This window comes from Kitasatospora sp. NPDC093558 (genome assembly GCF_040683475.1).
Taxonomy (GTDB): domain Bacteria; phylum Actinomycetota; class Actinomycetes; order Streptomycetales; family Streptomycetaceae; genus Kitasatospora.
The window spans coordinates 1-18,838 of the sequence record NZ_JBFBDY010000094.1; the positions used below are offsets into that span (position 1 = coordinate 1).

21 protein-coding genes are annotated in these 18,838 nt (G+C 72.6%); 4 read left to right on the top strand and 17 right to left on the bottom strand.

Annotated features, from left to right (window positions below):
• The 15 genes from AB0O00_RS12705 to AB0O00_RS12775 form a co-directional block, all read right to left on the bottom strand.
• A partial coding sequence (locus AB0O00_RS12705; RefSeq protein WP_363650986.1) for an SAM-dependent methyltransferase occupies positions 1–412 on the bottom strand: 412 nt, incomplete at its 3' end.
• Positions 413–568: 156 nt separating this feature from the next.
• Positions 569–1,204, bottom strand: a complete 636-nt coding sequence (locus AB0O00_RS12710) for a GNAT family N-acetyltransferase (protein ID WP_363650988.1) — start codon at positions 1,202–1,204, stop codon at positions 569–571.
• A gap of 199 nt (positions 1,205–1,403) precedes the next feature.
• Positions 1,404–2,228, bottom strand: coding sequence for a MetQ/NlpA family ABC transporter substrate-binding protein (locus tag AB0O00_RS12715; protein ID WP_363650990.1), 825 nt, complete (start codon positions 2,226–2,228; stop codon positions 1,404–1,406).
• A 58-nt stretch (positions 2,229–2,286) separates the two neighbouring features.
• Positions 2,287–3,018, bottom strand: a complete 732-nt coding sequence (locus AB0O00_RS12720) for a methionine ABC transporter permease (protein ID WP_363650992.1) — start codon at positions 3,016–3,018, stop codon at positions 2,287–2,289.
• Positions 3,015–4,040 carry an ATP-binding cassette domain-containing protein gene (locus AB0O00_RS12725; RefSeq protein ID WP_363650994.1) on the bottom strand — a complete coding sequence of 342 codons (1,026 nt, stop codon included), beginning with the start codon at positions 4,038–4,040 and terminating at the stop codon, positions 3,015–3,017. Before AB0O00_RS12725 ends, AB0O00_RS12720 begins: the two co-directional genes overlap by 4 nt.
• Before the next feature lie 543 nt (positions 4,041–4,583).
• Positions 4,584–5,102, bottom strand: coding sequence for a GNAT family N-acetyltransferase (locus AB0O00_RS12730; RefSeq protein ID WP_363650996.1), 519 nt, complete (start codon positions 5,100–5,102; stop codon positions 4,584–4,586).
• Positions 5,103–5,328: 226 nt separating this feature from the next.
• Positions 5,329–5,586, bottom strand: coding sequence for a hypothetical protein (locus AB0O00_RS12735; protein ID WP_329928716.1), 258 nt, complete (start codon positions 5,584–5,586; stop codon positions 5,329–5,331).
• Positions 5,587–5,695: 109 nt separating this feature from the next.
• Positions 5,696–7,120 carry an argininosuccinate lyase gene (gene argH, locus AB0O00_RS12740; RefSeq protein WP_363650998.1) on the bottom strand — a complete coding sequence of 475 codons (1,425 nt, stop codon included), beginning with the start codon at positions 7,118–7,120 and terminating at the stop codon, positions 5,696–5,698.
• 51 nt (positions 7,121–7,171) lie between these two features.
• Entirely contained in the window at positions 7,172–8,365 is a 1,194-nt protein-coding gene (locus tag AB0O00_RS12745; protein ID WP_363651000.1) for an argininosuccinate synthase, read from the bottom strand.
• Positions 8,366–8,504: 139 nt separating this feature from the next.
• Positions 8,505–9,053 carry an arginine repressor gene (locus AB0O00_RS12750; RefSeq protein WP_363651002.1) on the bottom strand — a complete coding sequence of 183 codons (549 nt, stop codon included), beginning with the start codon at positions 9,051–9,053 and terminating at the stop codon, positions 8,505–8,507.
• A gap of 17 nt (positions 9,054–9,070) precedes the next feature.
• Positions 9,071–10,282 (bottom strand): acetylornithine transaminase, encoded by a 1,212-nt coding sequence (locus tag AB0O00_RS12755; protein WP_363651003.1) that lies wholly within the window; start codon positions 10,280–10,282, stop codon positions 9,071–9,073.
• Positions 10,279–11,154 carry an acetylglutamate kinase gene (argB, locus tag AB0O00_RS12760; RefSeq protein ID WP_363651018.1) on the bottom strand — a complete coding sequence of 292 codons (876 nt, stop codon included), beginning with the start codon at positions 11,152–11,154 and terminating at the stop codon, positions 10,279–10,281. Before argB ends, AB0O00_RS12755 begins: the two co-directional genes overlap by 4 nt.
• Positions 11,155–11,328: 174 nt before the next feature.
• Positions 11,329–12,483: a bifunctional glutamate N-acetyltransferase/amino-acid acetyltransferase ArgJ gene (gene argJ / locus AB0O00_RS12765; protein ID WP_363651020.1), complete on the bottom strand. Its 1,155-nt coding sequence runs from the start codon at positions 12,481–12,483 to the stop codon at positions 11,329–11,331.
• Positions 12,484–12,497: 14 nt separating this feature from the next.
• Positions 12,498–13,526: an N-acetyl-gamma-glutamyl-phosphate reductase gene (gene argC, locus AB0O00_RS12770; protein WP_363651005.1), complete on the bottom strand. Its 1,029-nt coding sequence runs from the start codon at positions 13,524–13,526 to the stop codon at positions 12,498–12,500.
• A 104-nt stretch (positions 13,527–13,630) separates the two neighbouring features.
• Entirely contained in the window at positions 13,631–14,833 is a 1,203-nt protein-coding gene (locus tag AB0O00_RS12775; protein WP_363651006.1) for a methyltransferase, read from the bottom strand.
• Between the two features lie 84 nt (positions 14,834–14,917).
• Here AB0O00_RS12775 and AB0O00_RS12780 point away from each other — a divergent pair, with 84 nt between their 5' ends.
• Positions 14,918–15,322 carry a VOC family protein gene (locus AB0O00_RS12780; protein WP_363651008.1) on the top strand — a complete coding sequence of 135 codons (405 nt, stop codon included), beginning with the start codon at positions 14,918–14,920 and terminating at the stop codon, positions 15,320–15,322.
• Between the two features lie 9 nt (positions 15,323–15,331).
• On the top strand, positions 15,332–15,706 hold the full coding sequence (locus AB0O00_RS12785; protein WP_363651010.1) for a S4 domain-containing protein: 375 nt from the start codon (positions 15,332–15,334) through the stop codon (positions 15,704–15,706).
• 12 nt (positions 15,707–15,718) lie between these two features.
• On the opposite strand, the gene AB0O00_RS12790 is transcribed toward AB0O00_RS12785, so the two are convergent.
• Both AB0O00_RS12790 and AB0O00_RS12795 read right to left on the bottom strand, forming a co-directional pair.
• Complete coding sequence (locus tag AB0O00_RS12790) at positions 15,719–16,264, bottom strand: HDIG domain-containing metalloprotein (protein ID WP_363651012.1); 546 nt, start codon at positions 16,262–16,264, stop codon at positions 15,719–15,721.
• Between the two features lie 142 nt (positions 16,265–16,406).
• Positions 16,407–17,327, bottom strand: coding sequence for an SAM-dependent methyltransferase (locus tag AB0O00_RS12795; protein ID WP_363651014.1), 921 nt, complete (start codon positions 17,325–17,327; stop codon positions 16,407–16,409).
• Positions 17,328–17,563: 236 nt separating this feature from the next.
• On the opposite strand from AB0O00_RS12795, the gene AB0O00_RS12800 reads away from it, so the two are divergent.
• Both AB0O00_RS12800 and AB0O00_RS12805 read left to right on the top strand, forming a co-directional pair.
• On the top strand, positions 17,564–18,475 hold the full coding sequence (locus AB0O00_RS12800) for a polysaccharide deacetylase family protein (protein WP_363651015.1): 912 nt from the start codon (positions 17,564–17,566) through the stop codon (positions 18,473–18,475).
• A gap of 42 nt (positions 18,476–18,517) precedes the next feature.
• On the top strand, positions 18,518–18,838 hold a 321-nt coding region (locus AB0O00_RS12805), incomplete at its 3' end, for a 2-dehydropantoate 2-reductase N-terminal domain-containing protein (RefSeq protein WP_363651017.1).

Here is an 18,838-nt window from a genome sequence, read left to right on the forward strand (position 1 = left end):
CGGGGTGGGCCCGGCTGATGTTCGCCGCGCGGCGCAGCCGACCGCCGTGCGCGCTGACCACCTGGGCGTCCTCCCACGGCATGCCGGCCCGGGCGAAGGCGGCGGCAGCGGAGGAGACGGCGGGCAGCACCTCGAGTTCGAGGCCGTACTCGGGGCGGCGCAGAGTGCGGACGACACCGAAGAAGCCCGGGTCGCCCTCGGCGACCACGACCGCAGCGCCGCGGTGTTCGGCGATCCGGCGGGCGGCCTGCCTGATGTCGCCGAGCGCGATCCGCTCGGCGGTAGGCGGCACCGGGAGGGCGCCGAGCTGGTAGGGGGCGCCGGCCACCAGGGTCGCGGCGGCGAGGGCCGCACCGGCGGCCTCGGTCAGCGGCGTGCCGTCCCACCCGATGACCGTGATCCGGTCAGCCATCTGCGGCCGTTCTCCCTCGACTCGGTGCGCTCGACTCGGTGCGCCGACAAACCGCGCCGCACTACGGCGCCGGACGAAGGCTACCGGGTGTGTTCGCCCTCTGCTCGGACGTGTCGCACACGCGTGCGTGAAGTCCGGGGGACGGCCGGGTTGGGGTCAGTCGCGCAGGACGTAGCGGTGGTCGCCGTGCCGGCCGGAGTGCTCGGGCTCGGGGGTCTCCATGTCCTCGGGCAGGAGGCTCCACAGGATGACGTCGCTGCGGCTCTCTTCCACCACCTCGCCGGACTCCCCCCTGACTATCCACGCGCTGCGCAGCACGCCCTCGCTGATCCCGCCGATCTTCTGGGCGACCTGCTGGGCGGCGGTGTTCCCGGCGGCGGTGCGCATCTCCAGGCGCAGGAAGCCGCGGTCCTCGAAGAGCCACTGGGCGACGCCGAGGACGGCCTCCGGCGCGTAGCCCTCGCCGCGCGCCCAGGCGGCGGTGACGTAGGCGATCTCGGTGCTGCGCAGCCGCCAGTCGGTGGCGCGCAGCTCGACCAGGCCGACCAGGCGCTGGGTGAGGTGCTCGGTGACGGCGAAGACGATGCCGCGCCCGGCGGCCCGGTGGGCGGGGGCGAGGGTGCGGGCGAGCTCGGCCGCGTACTGCTCGGTGAAGGGGTGCGGCAGGTCGGTCCAGGCGAGGACGAGGTCGTCGGCCATCATCGTGGCGAGACCGGGCGCGTCGTCCTCCGAAAGCGGCCGCAGCAACAGCCGTTCGGTGCTGATGGCGGTCTCGGGGAAGCTCGCTGCCATGCCGTCTCTCCTCGCCGGGTCGTGAACACAACACCGTACGCCTCCGGCGCGCCCCGGGTATCACGCGGTGCGCCGCCCGCACGACGGTACGTCAGAACGCCCCCGGCACGGGCGTCCCTCGTGCATACTGCCCGACCGGGCCCCCGCCGAGGTGCGGCGGGGGCCCGGTCGGGGGTCACCAGGCGGAGCTGTCCGAGGATCAGAAGGCGGGGATGACCGAGCCCTTGAAGGTGTCGTCGATGTACTTCTTCACCTCGGGCGAGTGCAGCAGCTCGGCGAGCTTCTTGACCCGCGGGTCGTTCTCCTTGCCCTTCTTGACGGCGAGGATGTTGGCGTACGGGTTGCCCTCGGCCTTCTCCAGCACGAGCGCGTCGGTGGCCGGCTTCAGGCCGGAGTCGAGCGCGTAGTTGCCGTTGATGACGGCGGCGTCGAGGTCGGCGACGGAGCGGGGCAGCTGGGCGGCCTCCAGCTCCTTCCACTTGAGGTTCTTCGGGTTGCCGGTGATGTCGGCCGGGGTGGCGGCGGTGGTGACGCCGTCCTTCAGCGTGATCAGCTTGTTGTCGGCCAGCAGCTTGAGGGCGCGGCCCTCGTTGGTGGCGTCGTTCGGCAGGCCGATGGTGGCGCCGTCGGGCAGGTCGGTGATCGACTTGATCTTCTTGGAGTAGACGCCCAGCGGCTCCAGGTGCACGGGCTCGACCGACACGATCGTGGTGCCGTTCTTCTTGTTGAAGTCCTCCAGGTACGGGACGTGCTGGAAGTAGTTGGCGTCGGCCGAACCGTCCTGCACCGCCGTGTTGGGGGTCACGTAGTCGGTGACCTCCTTGATGTCGAGCTTGAGACCGGCCTTGTCCGCGAGGTTGTCCTTGACGAACTTGAGGATCTGCCCGTGCGGGGTGGGGCTGGCCACGACCTTCAGCGGCGCGTTCGGGTCCGAGGAGGACGAGCCCGAGCTGCTGCAGGCGGCCAGCGAGAAGGCGAGGCCGGCGGTGGCGAGGACACTGGTGAACTTCACAACGGTGCGCACGAAAAGTGCCTTTCTGCGTGATGCGGGGAGCCGCGTCCGGAGGTCGGACGGGGGAGGTCTAGGAGGCGACGAGGTCCTCGTCGGCGGTGGTGGTGGCACGCGGGCGGAGCAGGCGGGTGCGTCCGCCGCCGGAGCCGCGGTTGGCCAGTCGGCGTACGGCGTAGTCACCGGCCAGTTGGACGATGGTGACGATGAGCGCGATCTCCGCCACGATGATCCACATGAACGCGGTCTCGAACCGCAGGTAGCCGTACCGGTAGGCGAGGTCGCCGAGGCCGCCGCCGCCGACCGTGCCGGCCATGGCGGAATAGCCGATCAGGGCGATGATCGTGGTGGTCACGGAGGCGACGATGCCGGGAAGGGCCTCGGGCACCAGCGTCTTGCGGACCAGCGTCCACGTGCTGCCGCCCATGGCCTGGACGGCCTCGATCAGGCCGCGGTCGACCTCGCGGACGGAGGTCTCGACGAGCCGGGCGAAGAACGGGATCGCGCCGACGGTGAGCGGCACGCTGGCGGCCTGCCAGCCGAGCGAGCTGCCGCTCACCCATCGGGTGAAGGAGATCAGCGCGATCATCAGGATGATGAACGGCAGCGAGCGCGCGAGGTTCACGACCGCGCCGAGCACCTTGTTCACCGGCTGGTTCTGCAGCGCTCCGCCCTTGGACGTGAGCACCAGCAGCACGCCGAGGGGCAGCCCGAGGAGGACCGTGCAGACGGTCGAGACCCCGACCATCTCCAGCGTCTCCTGCGTGGCCGGCCACATCAGGGCCTGCATCTGGTCCCAGGTCATGCCACCGCTCCGTCCGCCGCGCCCAGTACGTCCACCTGCAGGCCCTGCTCGCGCAGGTAGCCGATCGGCACCACGTTGTCCTGGTGGCCGCCGGACAGCTCGACCCGCATGCGGCCGACCATCCGGCCGGCGATGGTCTCCACCGCGGCGCCCAGGATGTTGATGTCGATCTGGTAGGTGCGGGCGAGCTGGGAGACGAACGGCTGGGCCGGGGCGTCGCCCTGGAAGGTGATCTCCAGCACGGTCGAGCCGGCGTGGCCGGTGCCGAACTCGCTGAGCGGGAACAGCTCGCGGGACAGCTCCGAGCCGGGCTTGGCGAGCAGGTCGGTCAGCTCGCCCGCCTCGACCACCCGGCCGCCGCGCATCAGGGCGGCGGAGTCGCAGACGGACTTGATGACGTCCATCTCATGGGTGATCAGCAGGACGGTCAGGCCGAGCTGCTGGTTGAGGTCGCGCAGCAGCTTGAGGATCGAGCGGGTGGTCTCCGGGTCGAGCGCCGAGGTGGCCTCGTCCGAGAGCAGCACCTTCGGGTCGCCGGCCAGGGCGCGGGCGATGCCGACGCGCTGCTTCTGGCCGCCGGAGAGCTGGTTGGGGTAGCTGCGGGCCTTGTCGCCGAGGCCGACCAGGTCGAGCAGCTCGGCAGCCTTGCGGCGGCGCTCGGTGCGGTCCAGGCCGATGATCTCCAGCGGGAGCTCGACGTTCTGCTGCACCGTCCGCGAGGCGAGCAGGTTGAAATGCTGGAAGACCATGCCGATCCGGCGGCGCGCCTCGCGCAGGTCCTTGCCGGCCCGGTTCTCGCCGCCGGACAGGGCGGTCAACTCGACCCCGTCCACGGTGACGGTGCCGGAGGTCGGGCGCTCCAGCATGTTCACGCAGCGGATGAGGGTGGACTTGCCGGCACCGCTGGTGCCGACGACGCCGTAGACCTCGCCCGGGCGGACGTGCAGGTCGACGCCGGCGAGGGCGGTCACCTCGCGGCCTCGGGAGCGGTAGACCTTCGTGAGGTCCGTGGTGGTGATCACAGCAGCTTCCGTGGGTCGGGGGCGGGCGGCGCGTCGACCGCCCGACCGGGTTGCGGTCGGCGGCGTCTACGGCGCTTCGCCAGGGGGATCCGGACCTGCCACCCCTTGATCGTGGCCGCTGGGCGGCCGGGCCGCGCGACGGCGTGGCCCTTACGAGTCACCGGCCGCCGCGGGTGGGCGGGCATGCGGAAACAAGGGATCGGGGCAGGCTGGGCGCGCTCACACGAACGGGAGCGGGCGCCGGGGTCTCGCTTCGGGGCGCGAGGAGTGGGGACGGTGGCCCTCAGCAGTGACACATTCGACGGCACATGGCACGCTCACCTGCCGGCAGAGTGCCGGTGGGGGTCCAATTCGTCGTCGCAGTCATGTGAGCCAGTAAATCAGATGGGCTGTTCGGGGCCCAATTATTTGGAAGAGCTGTCCGCAATGCGGACACGAATCGCTTTGACCTGCATAAATGCGAATCGGCGCCGCCTGTGGACTGACCAGATCATGGCTGTCCGGATCGTGGCGGCGCCGAAACGGCGGGGTGGCGGGGCGGGCTCAGGCGGTCGCGGCGTACGGCGTCGCGGCGGGCTTCTCCAGGTGCACGAAGCTCAGGCTGCTGCTGACCGGCTCGACGGCCGTCTGGCGGTAGCCCTGGCGGGCGTACAGGCGCAGGTTCCCGAGGCTGCGGTGGCCGGTGAACAGGCGGTAGGCGGTGACGGGGCTGCCATCCTCGGGGCTGCCGTCCTCGGCCAGGCGGCGCTCCAGGGCCTCCAGGAGGCGGCCGCCCAGGCCGTGCCGCTGCATCCGGGGGTGGACGACCAGACGCCCTATCCGGCCGATGCCGTCGTCGTCGACGTGGCCGCGGACGGTGCCGACGACCTCGTCGCCGAGGCGGGCGACCAGGAAGTGCTGCTCGGACAGTTCGGCGCGCAGGCTCTCCAGAGTCTGCGTGAGGGGCTCGATCGCCCAGTCGCCGTACAGCTCGGCCTCGGCCTGGTAGCCGAGGTACTGGAGCTTGAGGATCTGCTCCGCGTCCTCGGCGTCCGCCGCCGAGATGATCACGCTCATGCCCATGTGCTGGGGCCTCCCCATCGTCGTGCCCGGCGCGCAGAGGGTGGCGCGCTCACGCTCAGTATCCGAGTGATCGCGGCACCGTCAAGAGCCGGGTTCGCCAGCGCTCTACCCGGGTGTCAGCTCCGCTCAACCTTCGGTGGGGGGAAGCGTGAGGAGAGTCACCCGGAGAGAAGAGGGGAACCGCGGGGAGGTAACCGGGCGCCGTGGGACTCGTCACCCTCCGGGGTCACGGGTAGCGCTCGGTGTGGAGGAGGGCGCGGAGGCAGGCGAGGCAGCGGGAGCGGGTGGGGCCGATGGAGCCGCGGGGCATGCCGAGGCGCTCGGAGAGTTCGCGGTACGTCGGCGGCGGGTCCTCCGCGAGGGCGGCGACCAGCTGGGGGCAGCGGCCGGGCAGGGCGGCCACCGCGTCGCGGACCACGCGGCGGCGGCGCTCGGCGAGGAACTGGTCCTCGGCGGAGGGGACGGTCGGAAGGGTTGGACACACACCGTGCTTGACCTGGACGGGCGGGGGCCGGTTACGCCCGGCCGGTCGCGCGTACCGGACAGGGGCGCGACGGTCGGTCCGCCACGCCCCTCCCCCACGGCACCAGGAGTCAGCCCTGGACCCACTCCTGCTGGGCCGCCAGGTCGGCCTTGACCTCCGCGAGCTGCACGGCCACCGCGGACGGCGCCGTGCCGCCGCGCCCGTTGCGGGACGCGATGGCGCCGTGCACGCTGAGCACCGACCGGACCTCGGGCGTCAGGTGCCGGGAGATCGAGGCGAACTGCTCGTCCGTCAGGTCCGAGAGCTCGATGCCCTGCGCCTCGCACACCTTGACGCAGGCGCCGGCCACCTCGTGCGCGACCCGGAACGGCACGCCCTGCTTGACCAGCCATTCGGCGATGTCGGTGGCGAGCGAGAAGCCGGCCGGGGCCAGCTCCTCCAGCCGCTCCCGGTGCACGGTGAGGGTGGCCATCATCCCGGTGAACGCGGGCAGCAGCACCTCCAGCGTGTCGCAGGAGTCGAAGACCGGCTCCTTGTCCTCCTGCAGATCCCGGTTGTAGGCGAGCGGCAGCGCCTTGAGGGTGGCCAGCAGGCCGGTCAGGTTGCCGATCAGCCGGCCGGACTTGCCGCGGGCGAGCTCGGCGATGTCCGGGTTCTTCTTCTGCGGCATGATCGAGGAACCGGTGGAGAAGGCGTCGTGCAGCGTGATGAAGCCGAACTCCTTGGTGTTCCAGATGATCACCTCCTCCGCGATCCGGGAGAGGTTGATGCCGATCATCGCGGTCACGAACGCGAACTCGGCGACGAAGTCGCGCGAGGCCGTGCCGTCGATGGAGTTGCCGACCGAGCCGCCCTCGAAGCCGAGGTCGGCGGCGACGGCCTGCGGGTCGAGGCCGAGCGAGGAGCCGGCCAGCGCCCCGGAGCCGTACGGCGAGACGGCGGTGCGGGCGTCCCACTGGCGCAGCCGCTCGGCGTCCCGGCCGAGGGCCTGCACGTGCGCGAGGACGTGGTGGGCGAAGAGGACGGGCTGGGCGTGCTGGAGGTGGGTGCGGCCCGGCATCGCGGTGTCGGGGTGCGCCTCGGCCAGCCCGACCAGGGCGTGCTGGAGGTCCAGGAGCAGCCCGCCGATGGTCTTCGCGTGGTCCCGCAGGTACATCCGGAACAGGGTGGCGATCTGGTCGTTGCGGGAGCGGCCGGCCCGCAGCTTGCCGCCGAGTTCGGCGCCGAGGCGCTCCAGCAGGCCGCGCTCCAGCGCGGTGTGGACGTCCTCGTCGGCGACGGTGCCGGTGAAGGTGCCGGCCTGGACGTCGGCGAGCAGCTGGTCGAGCCCGCCCAGCATGGCGGCGAGTTCGTCGGCGCTGAGCAGGCCGGCCTTGTGCAGGACCCGGGCGTGGGCCTTGGAGCCGGCGATGTCGTAGGGCGCGAGGCGCCAGTCGAAGTGGACCGAGGCGGAGAGCTTGGCCAGGGCCTCGGACGGGCCGTCGGCGAAGCGCGCGCCCCAGAGGCGGACGTCGGCGTTCTGGTCGGCGGTCATCGCGTGGGCTCCTTACGGGGTACGGGTGTTGGGGGACTCTAGCGGGGCGGGTCAGGCGAGGTCGCGGCGGGCGGCGAGCTTCGAGGACATCCCGAAGATCTCGATGAAGCCCTTGGACATCGACTGGTCGAAGGTGTCGCCGGTGTCGTAGGTGGCGAGGTTGAAGTCGTAGAGCGACTGGTCGGACTTGCGGCCGTTGACGACGGCCCGGCCGCCGTGCAGGACCATCCGGATGTCGCCGCAGACGTACCGGTTGGCCTCGTCCACGAAGCCGTCCAGGGCGCGCTTGAGCGGGGAGAACCAGAGGCCGTCGTAGACGAGTTCGGCCCAGCGCTGCTCGACCTGCCGCTTGTAGCGGGCGAGTTCGCGCTCGACGGTGACGTTCTCCAGGGCCTGGTGGGCGGTGATCAGGGCGATCGCGCCGGGGGCCTCGTAGATCTCCCGGGACTTGATGCCGACCAGCCGGTCCTCGACCAGGTCCAGCCGGCCGACGCCCTGGGCGCCCGCCCGCTTGTTGAGCTCCTCGACGGCCTCCAGGACGGTGACCTTGCGGCCGTCGATCGCGACCGGGACGCCGGCGTCGAAGGTGATGACGACCTCGTCGGCCTCGCGCGGGGCGGCCGGGTTCTGCGTGTACTCGTAGACGTCCTCGATCGGGGCGTTCCAGATGTCCTCCAGGAAGCCGGTCTCGACGGCCCGGCCGAAGACGTTCTGGTCGATCGAGTACGGCGACTTCTTGGTGGTGGCGATCGGCAGGCCCTTGGCCTCGGCGAAGGCGATGGCCTTGTCCCGGGTCATCGCGTAGTCGCGCACCGGGGCGATGCACTTGAGGCCGGGGGCCAGGGAGTTGATGCCGACCTCGAAGCGGACCTGGTCGTTGCCCTTGCCGGTGCAGCCGTGGGCGACGGTGGTGGCGCCGTGCTTGCGCGCGGCCGCGGCCAGGTGCTTGACGATGACCGGCCGGGAGAGCGCGGAGACCAGCGGGTACTGGCCCTGGTAGAGCGCGTTGGCCTTGATGGCTGGCAGGCAGTACTCGTCGGCGAACTCGTCCCGGGCGTCCGCGACCTCGGCCTCGACGGCGCCGCAGTCCAGCGCGCGCTGACGGATGACGTCGAGGTCCTCGCCGCCCTGGCCGACGTCGACGGCGACGGCGATGACCTCCGCGCCCGTCTCCTCGGCGATCCAGCCGATGCAGACGGACGTGTCCAGTCCGCCCGAGTAGGCGAGTATGACGCGCTCGGTCACGGCTTTCTCCTTCCAGCTCCACGTACGAGGTCGTACAGGTTTGCAGCGATGGGCATAAGTATGCACGACACCGTATGAAACACAAAACCCCGGCCGGTGGAGTGGTCCACCGGCCGGGGTCGGGTCGCTAGGGCGTGTCCTACTGGGCCTTCGCCTGGGCGAGTTGCATGAGGTGGTCGGCGAGGGCCTGCCCGCCGGACGGGTCCCGGCTGATCAGCAGGACGGTGTCGTCGCCCGCGATGGTGCCGATGATCTCGAACACCTCGGCCTGGTCGATCGCCGAGGCGAGGAACTGCGCGGCGCCCGGCGGGGTGCGCAGCACGACCAGGTTGCCGGAGGCCGTCGCGGAGACCATGAGCTCGCCGGCCAGGCGGGCCATCCGGCCCTCGCTGGCCGACTCCCCCATCGGTGCGCGCGGCGTGCGGTCGCCGCCCTCGGCCGGGACGGCGTAGATGAGCGCGCCGTCCCGGTTGCGGATCTTGACCGCGCCCAGCTCGTCCAGGTCCCGGGAGAGGGTGGCCTGGGTCACCACGAGTCCGTCGTCGGCGAGCAGCTTGGCGAGCTGGCTCTGCGAGCGCACGGGCTGGCGGGTGAGCAGGTCCACGATCCGCCGGTGGCGCGCGGTGCGGGTCTGCGGCACCTGCGGCGTCGGGCCGGCGGCGGACTGGCCGGAGTGGGAAGCGGTCATGTGATTATTCTCCCGGACTACCGTCGGCTCGCATCGGCCGGGGCGCCCTCACGCACCGTCCGGAGGATGCCGGGCAGCGCCGCGAGGAAGGCGTCCGCCTCCTGCTCGGTCAGCACCAGCGGCGGAACGAGCCGGACGGCGTCCGGGACGGCGGCGTTCACCAGGAACCCGGCCTCCTGCGCGACGGCCTGGACCTGCGCCGAGACGGGCTCGGTGAGCACGATGCCGAGCAGCAGGCCGGCACCGCGCACGTGCGAGACCAGCGGGTCGCCGAGGGCCTCGATGCCGTGCCGCAGCCGCTCGCCGACCTTGCGGGCGTGCTCCAGCAGGCCCTCGGACTCGATGGTGTCGAGCACCGCGAGCCCGGCCGCCGCGGCCACCGGGTTGCCGCCGAACGTGGTGCCGTGCTGGCCCGGGGTGAGCAGCTCGGCCGCCGGTCCGAAGGCGAGCACCGCGCCCATCGGCAGGCCGCCGCCGAGCGCCTTGGCCAGGGTGACGACGTCCGGCTCGACGCCCTCGACGGCCTGGTGGGCGAACCAGTGCCCGGTGCGGCCGACGCCGGTCTGGATCTCGTCCAGGACGAGCAGGGTGCCGGTGGCGCGGGTGATCTCGCGGGCGGCGATCAGGTAGCCCTCGGGCAGCGGGATCGCGCCGTTCTCGCCCTGGATGGGCTCCAGGAAGACGGCGGCGGTCTCGGTGGTCACCGCCGCGCGCAGCGCCTCGACGTCGCCGAACGGGACGTGGGTGACGTCGCCGGGCAGCGGGCGGAAGGGGTCCTGCTTGGCGGGCTGGCCGGTGAGCGCGAGGGCGCCCATCGTCCGGCCGTGGAAGCCGCCCTCCAGGGCGACCAGGTGGGTGCGGCCGGTGCGGCGGCTGATCTTGAACGCGGCCTCGTTGGCCTCGGCGCCGGAGTTGCAGAAGAACACCCGGCCGCCCTCGCGGCCGTCCAGCTTCAGCAGCCGCTCGGCGAGGGCGATGGTCGGCTCGGCCATGAAGAGGTTGGAGACGTGGCCGAGGGTGGCGATCTGCCGGCTCACGGCCTCGACGACGGCCGGGTGGGCGGTTCCGAGGGCGTTGACGGCGATGCCGCCGAGCAGGTCGGTGTACTCCTTGCCGTCCGCGTCCCACAGCTTGGTGCCCTCGCCGCGGACCAGCGGGATGCGCGGGGTGCCGTAGTTGTCGGTGAAGGTGTGCTGCCACCGCTCGGTGAGCTGCTCGTTGTGCGTCATGCCAGTCCCCCGGTCACGGTCGGTTCGTCGTCCGGCACGACCATCGTGCCGATGCCCTCGTCGGTGAAGATCTCCAGCAGGAGGCTGTGCGGCACCCGGCCATCGAGCACCCTGGCGGTGCCCACGCCGGAGCGGACGGCGCGCAGGCAGCCCTCCATCTTGGGGAGCATGCCGCTGGCCAGGCCGGGCAGCAGCTCGTCCAGCTCGCTCGCGCTGAGCTGGCTGATCACGTCGTCGGAGTTCGGCCAGTCCTTGTAGAGGCCCTCGACGTCGGTGAGGATGACGAGCATCTCGGCGCCGAGCGCGACCGCGAGGGCGGAGGCGGCGGTGTCGGCGTTGATGTTGTAGACGTGGCCGTCGGTGCCGCGCGCGATCGAGGAGACGACCGGGATGCGGCCGTCGGCGATCAGCGCCTTCACCGCGCCGGCCTCGATGTTGACGATGTCGCCGACCAGGCCGATGTCGACCTGCTCGCCGTCCACCACCGCGTAGCGCTTGACGGCCGTCATGGTGTGCGCGTCCTCGCCGGTCATGCCGACGGCGAACGGGCCGTGCTCGTTGAGCAGGCCGACCAGTTCGCGCTGCACCTGCCCGGCGAGCACCATCCGGACCACGTCCATGGTCTCGGGGGTGGTGACGCGCAGGCCGTTGGTGAAGCTGGACTCCAGGCCGAGCTTGTCCAGCTGGGCGCTGATCTGCGGGCCGCCGCCGTGCACGACGACGGGGTGCAGACCGGCGTAGCGGAGGAAGACGACGTCCTGGGCGAAGGCCGCCTTGAGCTCGTCGTCGACCATCGCGTTGCCGCCGAACTTGATCACGACGGTCTTGCCGTGGAAGCGCTCCAGCCACGGCAGCGCCTCGATCAGCGTCATGGCCTTCGGCAACGCGGTGTTGTTGCGGGCCTGTTCGCCCTTGGGTGCGATCTGCACGGGTTTCCCTCGTCGATGGGGGTCCCCCCCCGGCCAGAGGCTGGGGGAGGATGTCGCGGACCGGATGCCGCGGATCGGTTGGCGCGGACCAGGATGGCGCGGGCGAAGTGACGCCGGTCAGGTCGAGTAGGCGCTGTTCTCGTGAACGTAGTCGGCCGTCAGGTCGTTGGTCCACAGCGAGGCGCCCGCCGTACCGGCGTTGAGCTGCGCGGTGATCACGACGTCCCGGCCGCTCATGTCGACGAGGTCGCGGTCCTCGCCGACGCCGCCGTCCTTGCAGACCCAGACGCCGTTGATGGCGACGTCCAGCCGGTTCGGGTCGAAGGTGGCGGTGGTGGTGCCGATCGCGGCCAGCACCCGGCCCCAGTTGGGGTCCTCGCCGTGGATGGCGCACTTGAGCAGGTTGTTGCGGCTGATCGTGCGGGCGACCTCGACGGCCTCGTCCTCGGTGGCGGCGCCGGTGACGTCGATCCGGATGTCCTTGCTGGCGCCCTCGGCGTCGGCGATCAGCTGGCGGGCGAGGTCGGCGCTGACGGCGCGGACGGCCTCGGCGAACTCGGCGTCGTCCGGGGTGACGCCGGAGGCGCCGGAGGCGAGCAGCAGCACGGTGTCGTTGGTCGACATGCAGCCGTCGGAGTCGATCCGGTCGAAGGTGGTGCGGGTGGCGCCGCGCAGGGCGGCGTCCAGGGCGGGGGCGTCCGCGACGGCGTCGGTGGTGATCACGACCAGCATGGTGGCGAGGCTCGGGGCGAGCATGCCCGCGCCCTTGGCCATGCCGCCGACCGTCCAGCCGGCCGGGCTGGTGACCTGGGCGGTCTTGTGGACGGTGTCGGTGGTCTTGATGGCGATCGCGGCGGCCTCACCGCCGGTCGCGCTGAGCTCCTGGGCGGCCGTGGCGACGCCGGGCAGCAGGATGTCCATCGGCAGGCGGACGCCGATCAGGCCGGTGGAGGCGACGGCGACCTCCGCCGCGTTGACCTTCAGCTCCTCGGCCACCCTCTCCGCGGTGGCGTGGGTGTCCTGGAAGCCGAGCGGGCCGGTGCAGGCGTTGGCACCACCGGAGTTGAGGACGACGGCGGAGACCTGGCCGCCCTTGAGGACCTGCTCGGACCACAGGACGGGCGCGGCCTTGACCCGGTTCGCTGTGAACACGCCGGCGGCGGCGAACGACGGCCCGTCGTTGACGACGAGGGCGAGGTCCGGGGTGCCGGAGGCCTTGATGCCGGCGGTGACCCCGGCGGCGCGGAAGCCCTTGGCGGCCGTCACTCCGATGTTCGCGGGACTGGTCACGGTGCGACTCCGTTCACGGGAAGGCCCATTTCCTCGGGCAGGCCGAGGGCGATGTTCATGCTCTGCACCGCGCCGCCGGCGGTGCCCTTGACGAGGTTGTCGATCGCGCTGATCGCGATGATCCGCCCGGCGGCCGGGTCCAGGGCGACCTGGACCAGGGCGGTGTTGGCGCCGTAGACGCTGCTGGTCTGCGGCCACTGCCCCTCGGGCAGCAGGTGGACGAACGGCTCGGCCGCGTACGCCTCGGCGTAGGCGGCGCGCAGGCCCTCGGCCGTCACGCCGGGCCGGGCCTTGGCGGAGCAGGTCGCGAGGATGCCGCGCGGCATCGGGGCGAGCGTGGGGGTGAAGGAGACGGTGACCGGCTCGCCCGCGAGCGGGGTGAGGTTCTGCGCCATCTCGGGGGTGTGCCGGTGCCCGCCGCCGACGCCGTACGGGCTCATGCTGCCCATGACCTCACTGCCGAGCAGGTGCGGCTTGGCCGCCTTGCCCGCGCCGGAGGTGCCGGAGGCGGCGACGACGACGGCCTCGGGCTCGGCGAGCCCGGCCGCGTACGCCGGGAACAGCCCCTTGGAGACGGCCGTCGGGTAGCAGCCGGGCACGGCGATCCGGTTGCTGCCCTTCAACGCGGCCCGGTGGCCGGGGAGTTCGGGCAGGCCGTAGGGCCAGGTGCCGGCGTGCGGGGAGCCGTAGAACTGCTCCCAGTCGGCGGCGGCCTTGAGCCGGAAGTCGGCGCCGCAGTCGACCACCAGCACGTTCGGGCCGAGCGCCTCGGCGACGGCCGCGGACTGGCCGTGCGGCAGCGCGAGGAACACCACGTCGTGGTCGGCCAGCACCTCGGGGGTGGTGGGCTCCAGGACGCGGTCGGCGAGCGGGATCAGGTGCGGCTGCAGCGCACCCAGCTTCGTGCCGGCGTTCGAGCCGCCGGTCAGGGCCCCGATCTCCATCTCGGGGTGGCCGAGCAGCAGGCGCAGCACCTCACCGCCCGCGTACCCGCTCGCGCCGGCGACGGCGACTCGCAATGCCATGGCGTTCCTCCTTCGTCGTGGCATGAATATACGCAGCACGGAACATTCATGCAAGGAGTATGTGGCGGACCGCCCGCCGGGGCCCGGCGGGCGGCCGGTGGGGCTCAGCGCTTGACGGCTCGCAGCACCACGAACTTGGGGTTCCCGGCGACGAGTTGGCAGTTGCCGAAGAGGCGGCGCAGCTTGACGTGGTAGCCGAGGTGGCGGTTGCCGACGACCCAGAGTTCGCCGCCCGGGCGCAGGGCCCGGCGGGCGCCGGTGAACATCCGCCACGCGGTGGCGTCGGTGGTCGCCTGGTGCGAGTGGAACGGGGGGTTGTTCAGGACGAGGTCCACCGAGCCGGGGGCGATCACCCCGGGCGCGAGCGCGTCCGCCGTCAGGAACTCCGCCGGGGCCGCCGGGCCGAGGTTCGTCCGGAACGTCTCCTCGGCGGAGGCGACGGCCTGGTGGGACTCGTCGACGAAGAGCAGTTCGGCGCCCGGGCCGGCCAGTGCGGCGGCGGTGCCGACCACGCCGTTGCCGCAGCCGAGGTCGACCACGCGGTCGCCGGGGGCCGGGGTCGGCAGGTGGCCGAGGAAGAAGCGGGTGCCGATGTCCAGGCGCTCGGCGCAGAAGGTGCCGGCGTGGTTGACGACGGTGCGCCCGGAGACCGGGCCGACGTCCGCGGGCAGCGCGTAGCGGTGCGGCCACGGGCTGGGGCCGGGGTCGAGGGCCGGGTCGGGGGTGCAGAGGATCAGCCGGGCCTTGCGGACGGCGAGCGAGGTGCGGGTGGGGCCGAGGACCTTCTCAAAGAGTTCGAGGGTGGAGGTGTGGATCTCGGTGACCATGCCGGTGCCGATCACCACCGTGCCGGGGTGGACGGCGGGGGCGAGCCGGTGCAGCTGGTCCTCCAGCAGGGCGAGGCTCTTGGGGACGCGCACCAGCAGGACGTCGATCCGCTCCGGCGGGGTGTCGCGGGTGGTGAGCAGCCGGGCCTGGTCGACGGGGGTGCCGGCCCGGGCGAGGTTGGCGCGGGTGGCCTCGCGGCCGAGGTGGGAGTCGCCGATCTGCACCGGCCCGTACGCGGCCAGCGCGGTGGCGAGGGCGCCCCAGCGGTCGCCGAGGACCACGACGCGGCGGCCGGTCAGCTCGGTGGCGGTGCCGTCGGCGATGTCCGTGTCGCCCGCGAGGTGGCGCAGGAGGTACTCGTCGGCGGCGTCCCAGGCGCGCAGCCGCTCGCGGGGGTCCTCGGGGTACCGGGTGAGGTCGAAGGTGCCGAACGGGGTGGTGAAGGGCGCTGTGGCGGCGGTCGTGCTCTGGGGATTCATCGTGTTCTCAGGCTAGCCGACGACCCGACGGGGAACGGATTCGGACGGATACTGGAAGGGCCCCGACCGAGAGGGGTGAGGGCGATGGACTGGAAGCTCGAAGTGGTCGTGCTCCCGGTGGCGGACGTGGACCGCGCGAAGGTGTTCTACGAGGAGCAGGCCGGTTTCACCGTCGATCACGACACCCGGCTGCGGGACGGGATCCGGGTGGTGCAGCTGACGCCGCCGGGCTCGCCGTGCTCGATCGTCGTCGGCAAGGGCGTGATCGAGGCACCGCCCGGGTCCGTCAAGGGCCTGCAGCTGGTGGTGGCGGACATCGACAAGGCGCACGCCGAACTGGCGGCGCGGGGCGTGGAGGTCAGCCCGGTGCAGCACTTCGAGGCCGGGGTGCGGGTGAACGGGCACGGCGAGGCCTGGAACTCGTTCGTGTTCTTCAACGATCCGGACGGGAACGGCTGGGCCGTCCAGGAGGCGCCGGCGGCTGCATAGACTTCCGCAATGGCTGAAGACGAGGGAAACGTCCGCGTGGACAGCTGGATCTGGTCGGTCCGGCTCGTCAAGACGCGTGCGCTGGCGGCGGCCGCCTGCCGGGCGGGACACGTCCGGGTGAACGGCGAGCGGGCCAAGCCCGCCCAGCCGCTGCGGCCGGGCGACGAGGTGCGGGTCCGCGAGGAGGGGTACGAGCGGGTCGTCGTGGTGAAGAAGCTCATCCGCAAGCGGGTCGGCGCGGCCGTGGCGGCCGAGTGCCTGACCGACCAGAGCCCGCCGCGGCCGCCGCGCGAGCTCGTGGCGCCGGTCTTCGAACGCGACCGCGGCGCGGGGCGCCCGACCAAGCGCGAGCGCCGCGACCTCGACCAGCTGCGCCGGCGCTGAGCCCCTGGTCTCCTACTTGGGTCCTTGACGGACGGGGTACTCGGCCTGGACGGCGAGGCGGCGCGGGGCGTCGTCGCCGATCCGGGTGAGCAGGTCGTCGAGGGCGAGGAACACCTCCCAGGGCTCGCGGCCGGTGGCGGTCGCGAGCCGCTCGACGACGCGGTCCTCCAGGTCGCGGACCCGGCTGTTCTTCCAGGCCTTGTCGGCGAGGCCGACCAGCAGCTCCTCGACGGTGACGCCGGGCTCGCCCCAGCTCGCGTGGCTGCGGGCGAAGCGGGCCAGTCGCTCGGGGACGCCGTGCTCGCGCAACAGGGCGTGGCCGGCGGGCTCGTGGGCGGAGCCGGGGGCGGAGAGCTCCTCGGGGTGGACGGTCTTGCCGATGTCGTGGGTGGCGGCGCCGTACAGCAGCGCCTCGCGGTCGACGTCCAGGCCGGTGGCGGCGCAGAAGTCGGCGATCGTCACGGCGACCTCGTGGACGAGCGCGAGGTGCGCGCGCAGCCGGGGCGGGGCGTCGACGGCGTCGAGCAGGGCGGCGGCGTCCGGGGGCAGGGGCGGCAAGGGCGTGGTCACACCGCAGGCTAACTCGTACGGGTGAGGGACTGTCAGTGCCGCCGTCTAGTGTGCGGAGCAGTGCGGGACGGTCCCGGCGCCAGGAGGGGGGTGCCGGGGCCTGCCCGCGATCTTATCTGTGGAGAGACGGCTACTTCTTGAACGCGACGCCCGCGTACGCGGACACGTCCTGCCAGCCCTCGGGGAGGTCGGCGGTGGAGACGTGCCCTGCGGTGGGGCGCCAGAGCGGGAGTTGGACGAGGCCGGGGCCGGCGAACTCGAAGTCGCCGAAGAAGGGCTCGACGCTCGCGCGCGGGCGCAGCACCAGCGGGGCGCTCGCGCCCTTGTAGATGCGGGCGCCCTCCTCCGCGCTCTGCCGGGAGGCGAAGTCGGGGCTGCCGTGGGAGAGGATCAGCGCGCTGCCGGGGGCGAGCGCGTCGCGCAGGGTGGCGACGATCTTCTGCGCGCCCTCCTCGTCGCGGATGAAGTGCAGGACGGCGACCAGCATCAGCGCGACCGGCTCGGCCAGGTCGACGGCGGCGCGCAGGGCCGGGTGGCCGAGGATCGCTTCGGGGTCGCGCAGGTCGGCCTCGATGACCGAGGTGTGCCCGGCGGGGTGGCCGGCCAGCAGCGCGCGGGCGTGGGTGGCGACGATCGGGTCGTTGTCGACGTACACGACGTGGGCGTCCGGGGCGACCTTCCGGGCGACCTCGCTGGTCGAGCCCGCGGCGGGGATGCCGGTGCCGATGTCGACGAACTGCCGGATGCCCCGGCCGGCCACGAAGCCGACCGCGCGGCCGAGGAACTCCCGGTTGGTGCGGGCCAGCAGCGGCAGCGCCGGGTAGGCGGCGATGGCGGCCTCGGCCGCCTTGCGGTCGGCCTCGAAGTTGTCCTTGCCGCCCAGGTAGTAGTCGTACATCCGGGCGGTGTGCGGTATCCCGGTGTCGAGTTCGGTCGGCGGCTGCCAGTCGTCCGCCCCGACCCAGTCCCAGTCCGAGCCGCCGTCCGCCGCCGTGTCCACGGTGTCCGCGTGGGTGTCCGCGTGGGTGTCTTCGTGCGTGTCCTCGTGCATGTCGTTTCGCCCCCCATGGCTCACTGCCTGCCCGCCGCAGGAACGCCCGCCGCGGTGGTGCCCCGCCCCCGTAGCACGCGGTGCGACCGGATCGTATCCGACGACACGCCGTGGAAACACGGTGAGTTCAGGTTTACGCAGCCCCCGCACCGAGGTGTGTGTGCACGTCAAAGAGGGTGTCGGCACGAGTGGACCCGGATCGCCGCCACGGCGCGTCGTCTCTATGCTGGCTGCCGATGACTGCCGATCGCCGCACCGTACTGCGCACCGCCGCCAAACTCGCCGCCCTCTCCGCCGCCGGCGGGGTCCTCACCGCGTGCGGGAGCGGCCCGCCCCGCCGCACCGACCCGGGCTCGCTCGCCGTGCACCCCGGCAACGTCGACCCGCAGCACGCCGATCCGCAGCACACCACGGACCCCGCCTGGAACGGCGGCGAGGGCCCGGCCTCCCCCGAGCCGACCGCGCCGCAGCCCACCGCGACCGCGAGCCCCGACGCCGCCACCACCGCACCGCCCGCCCCGCCCGTGCTGCCGCCGCTCGCCCCGGGCACCCCGGTGGAGGTCACGTACGGCCCGCGCACCGGCAAGAACGTGGCGCTGACCTTCCACGGCAGCGGCGACCCGAAGCTCGCCACCGCCCTGCTGGAGATCGCCGAGCAGCGCGGCGCCAAGGTGACCGTCATGGCCGTCGGCAGCTGGCTCGACCAGCAGCCGCAGATGACCCGGCGGATCCTCGACGCCGGCCACGAGCTGGGCAACCACACCCAGAACCACCTCAACATCTCGGCGATGAGCCCGGACCAGGCCCGCGCCGAGATCGCCCAGTGCGCGGAGCGGCTGCAGCGCCTCACCGGCTCGATCGGCCGCTGGTTCCGCCCGTCCGCCGCGCAGTACGCGACCCCGATGGTGCGCGAGCAGGCGAAGGCCGTCGGCTACGAGCACGTGCTCTCCTTCGACGTGGACCCGCGCGACTACTCCGACCCGAGCGCCGCCGAACTGCAGCGGCGGGTCCTCAACTCGGTGCGCGGCGGTTCGGTGGTCGCGCTGCACATGGGCCACCAGTGCACGGTGGACGCGCTGCCGGCCATCCTCGACGGCCTCGCCAAGTCCGGCCTCACGCCGGTGACCGCCAGTCAGCTCTGCGCCTGACCGGGCCGCCCCGGCGTTCCACCGCCGTGCCATGCTTCGCGCATGCGCTACATCATCATCGGGGCGGGAGCGGTCGGCGGCACGATAGGTGCCCGGCTGCACGAGAGCGGACGTGACGTCGTCCTGGTCGCGCGCGGCGCGCACCTCGCGGCACTGCGCGAGCACGGGCTGACGTTCGGCGCGCCGGACGGCACACGGACGCTGCCGGTCCCGGCCGTGTCCGGGCCGGAGGAGCTGGAGCTGCGCCCGGACGACGTCCTGGTGCTCGCCGTCAAGACGCAGGACACCGCCGCCGCGCTGGCCGCCTGGGCGCCGCGCCCGGTCGCGGGCGGCGGCACGGCGGGCGAACGGCTGCCGCTGGTG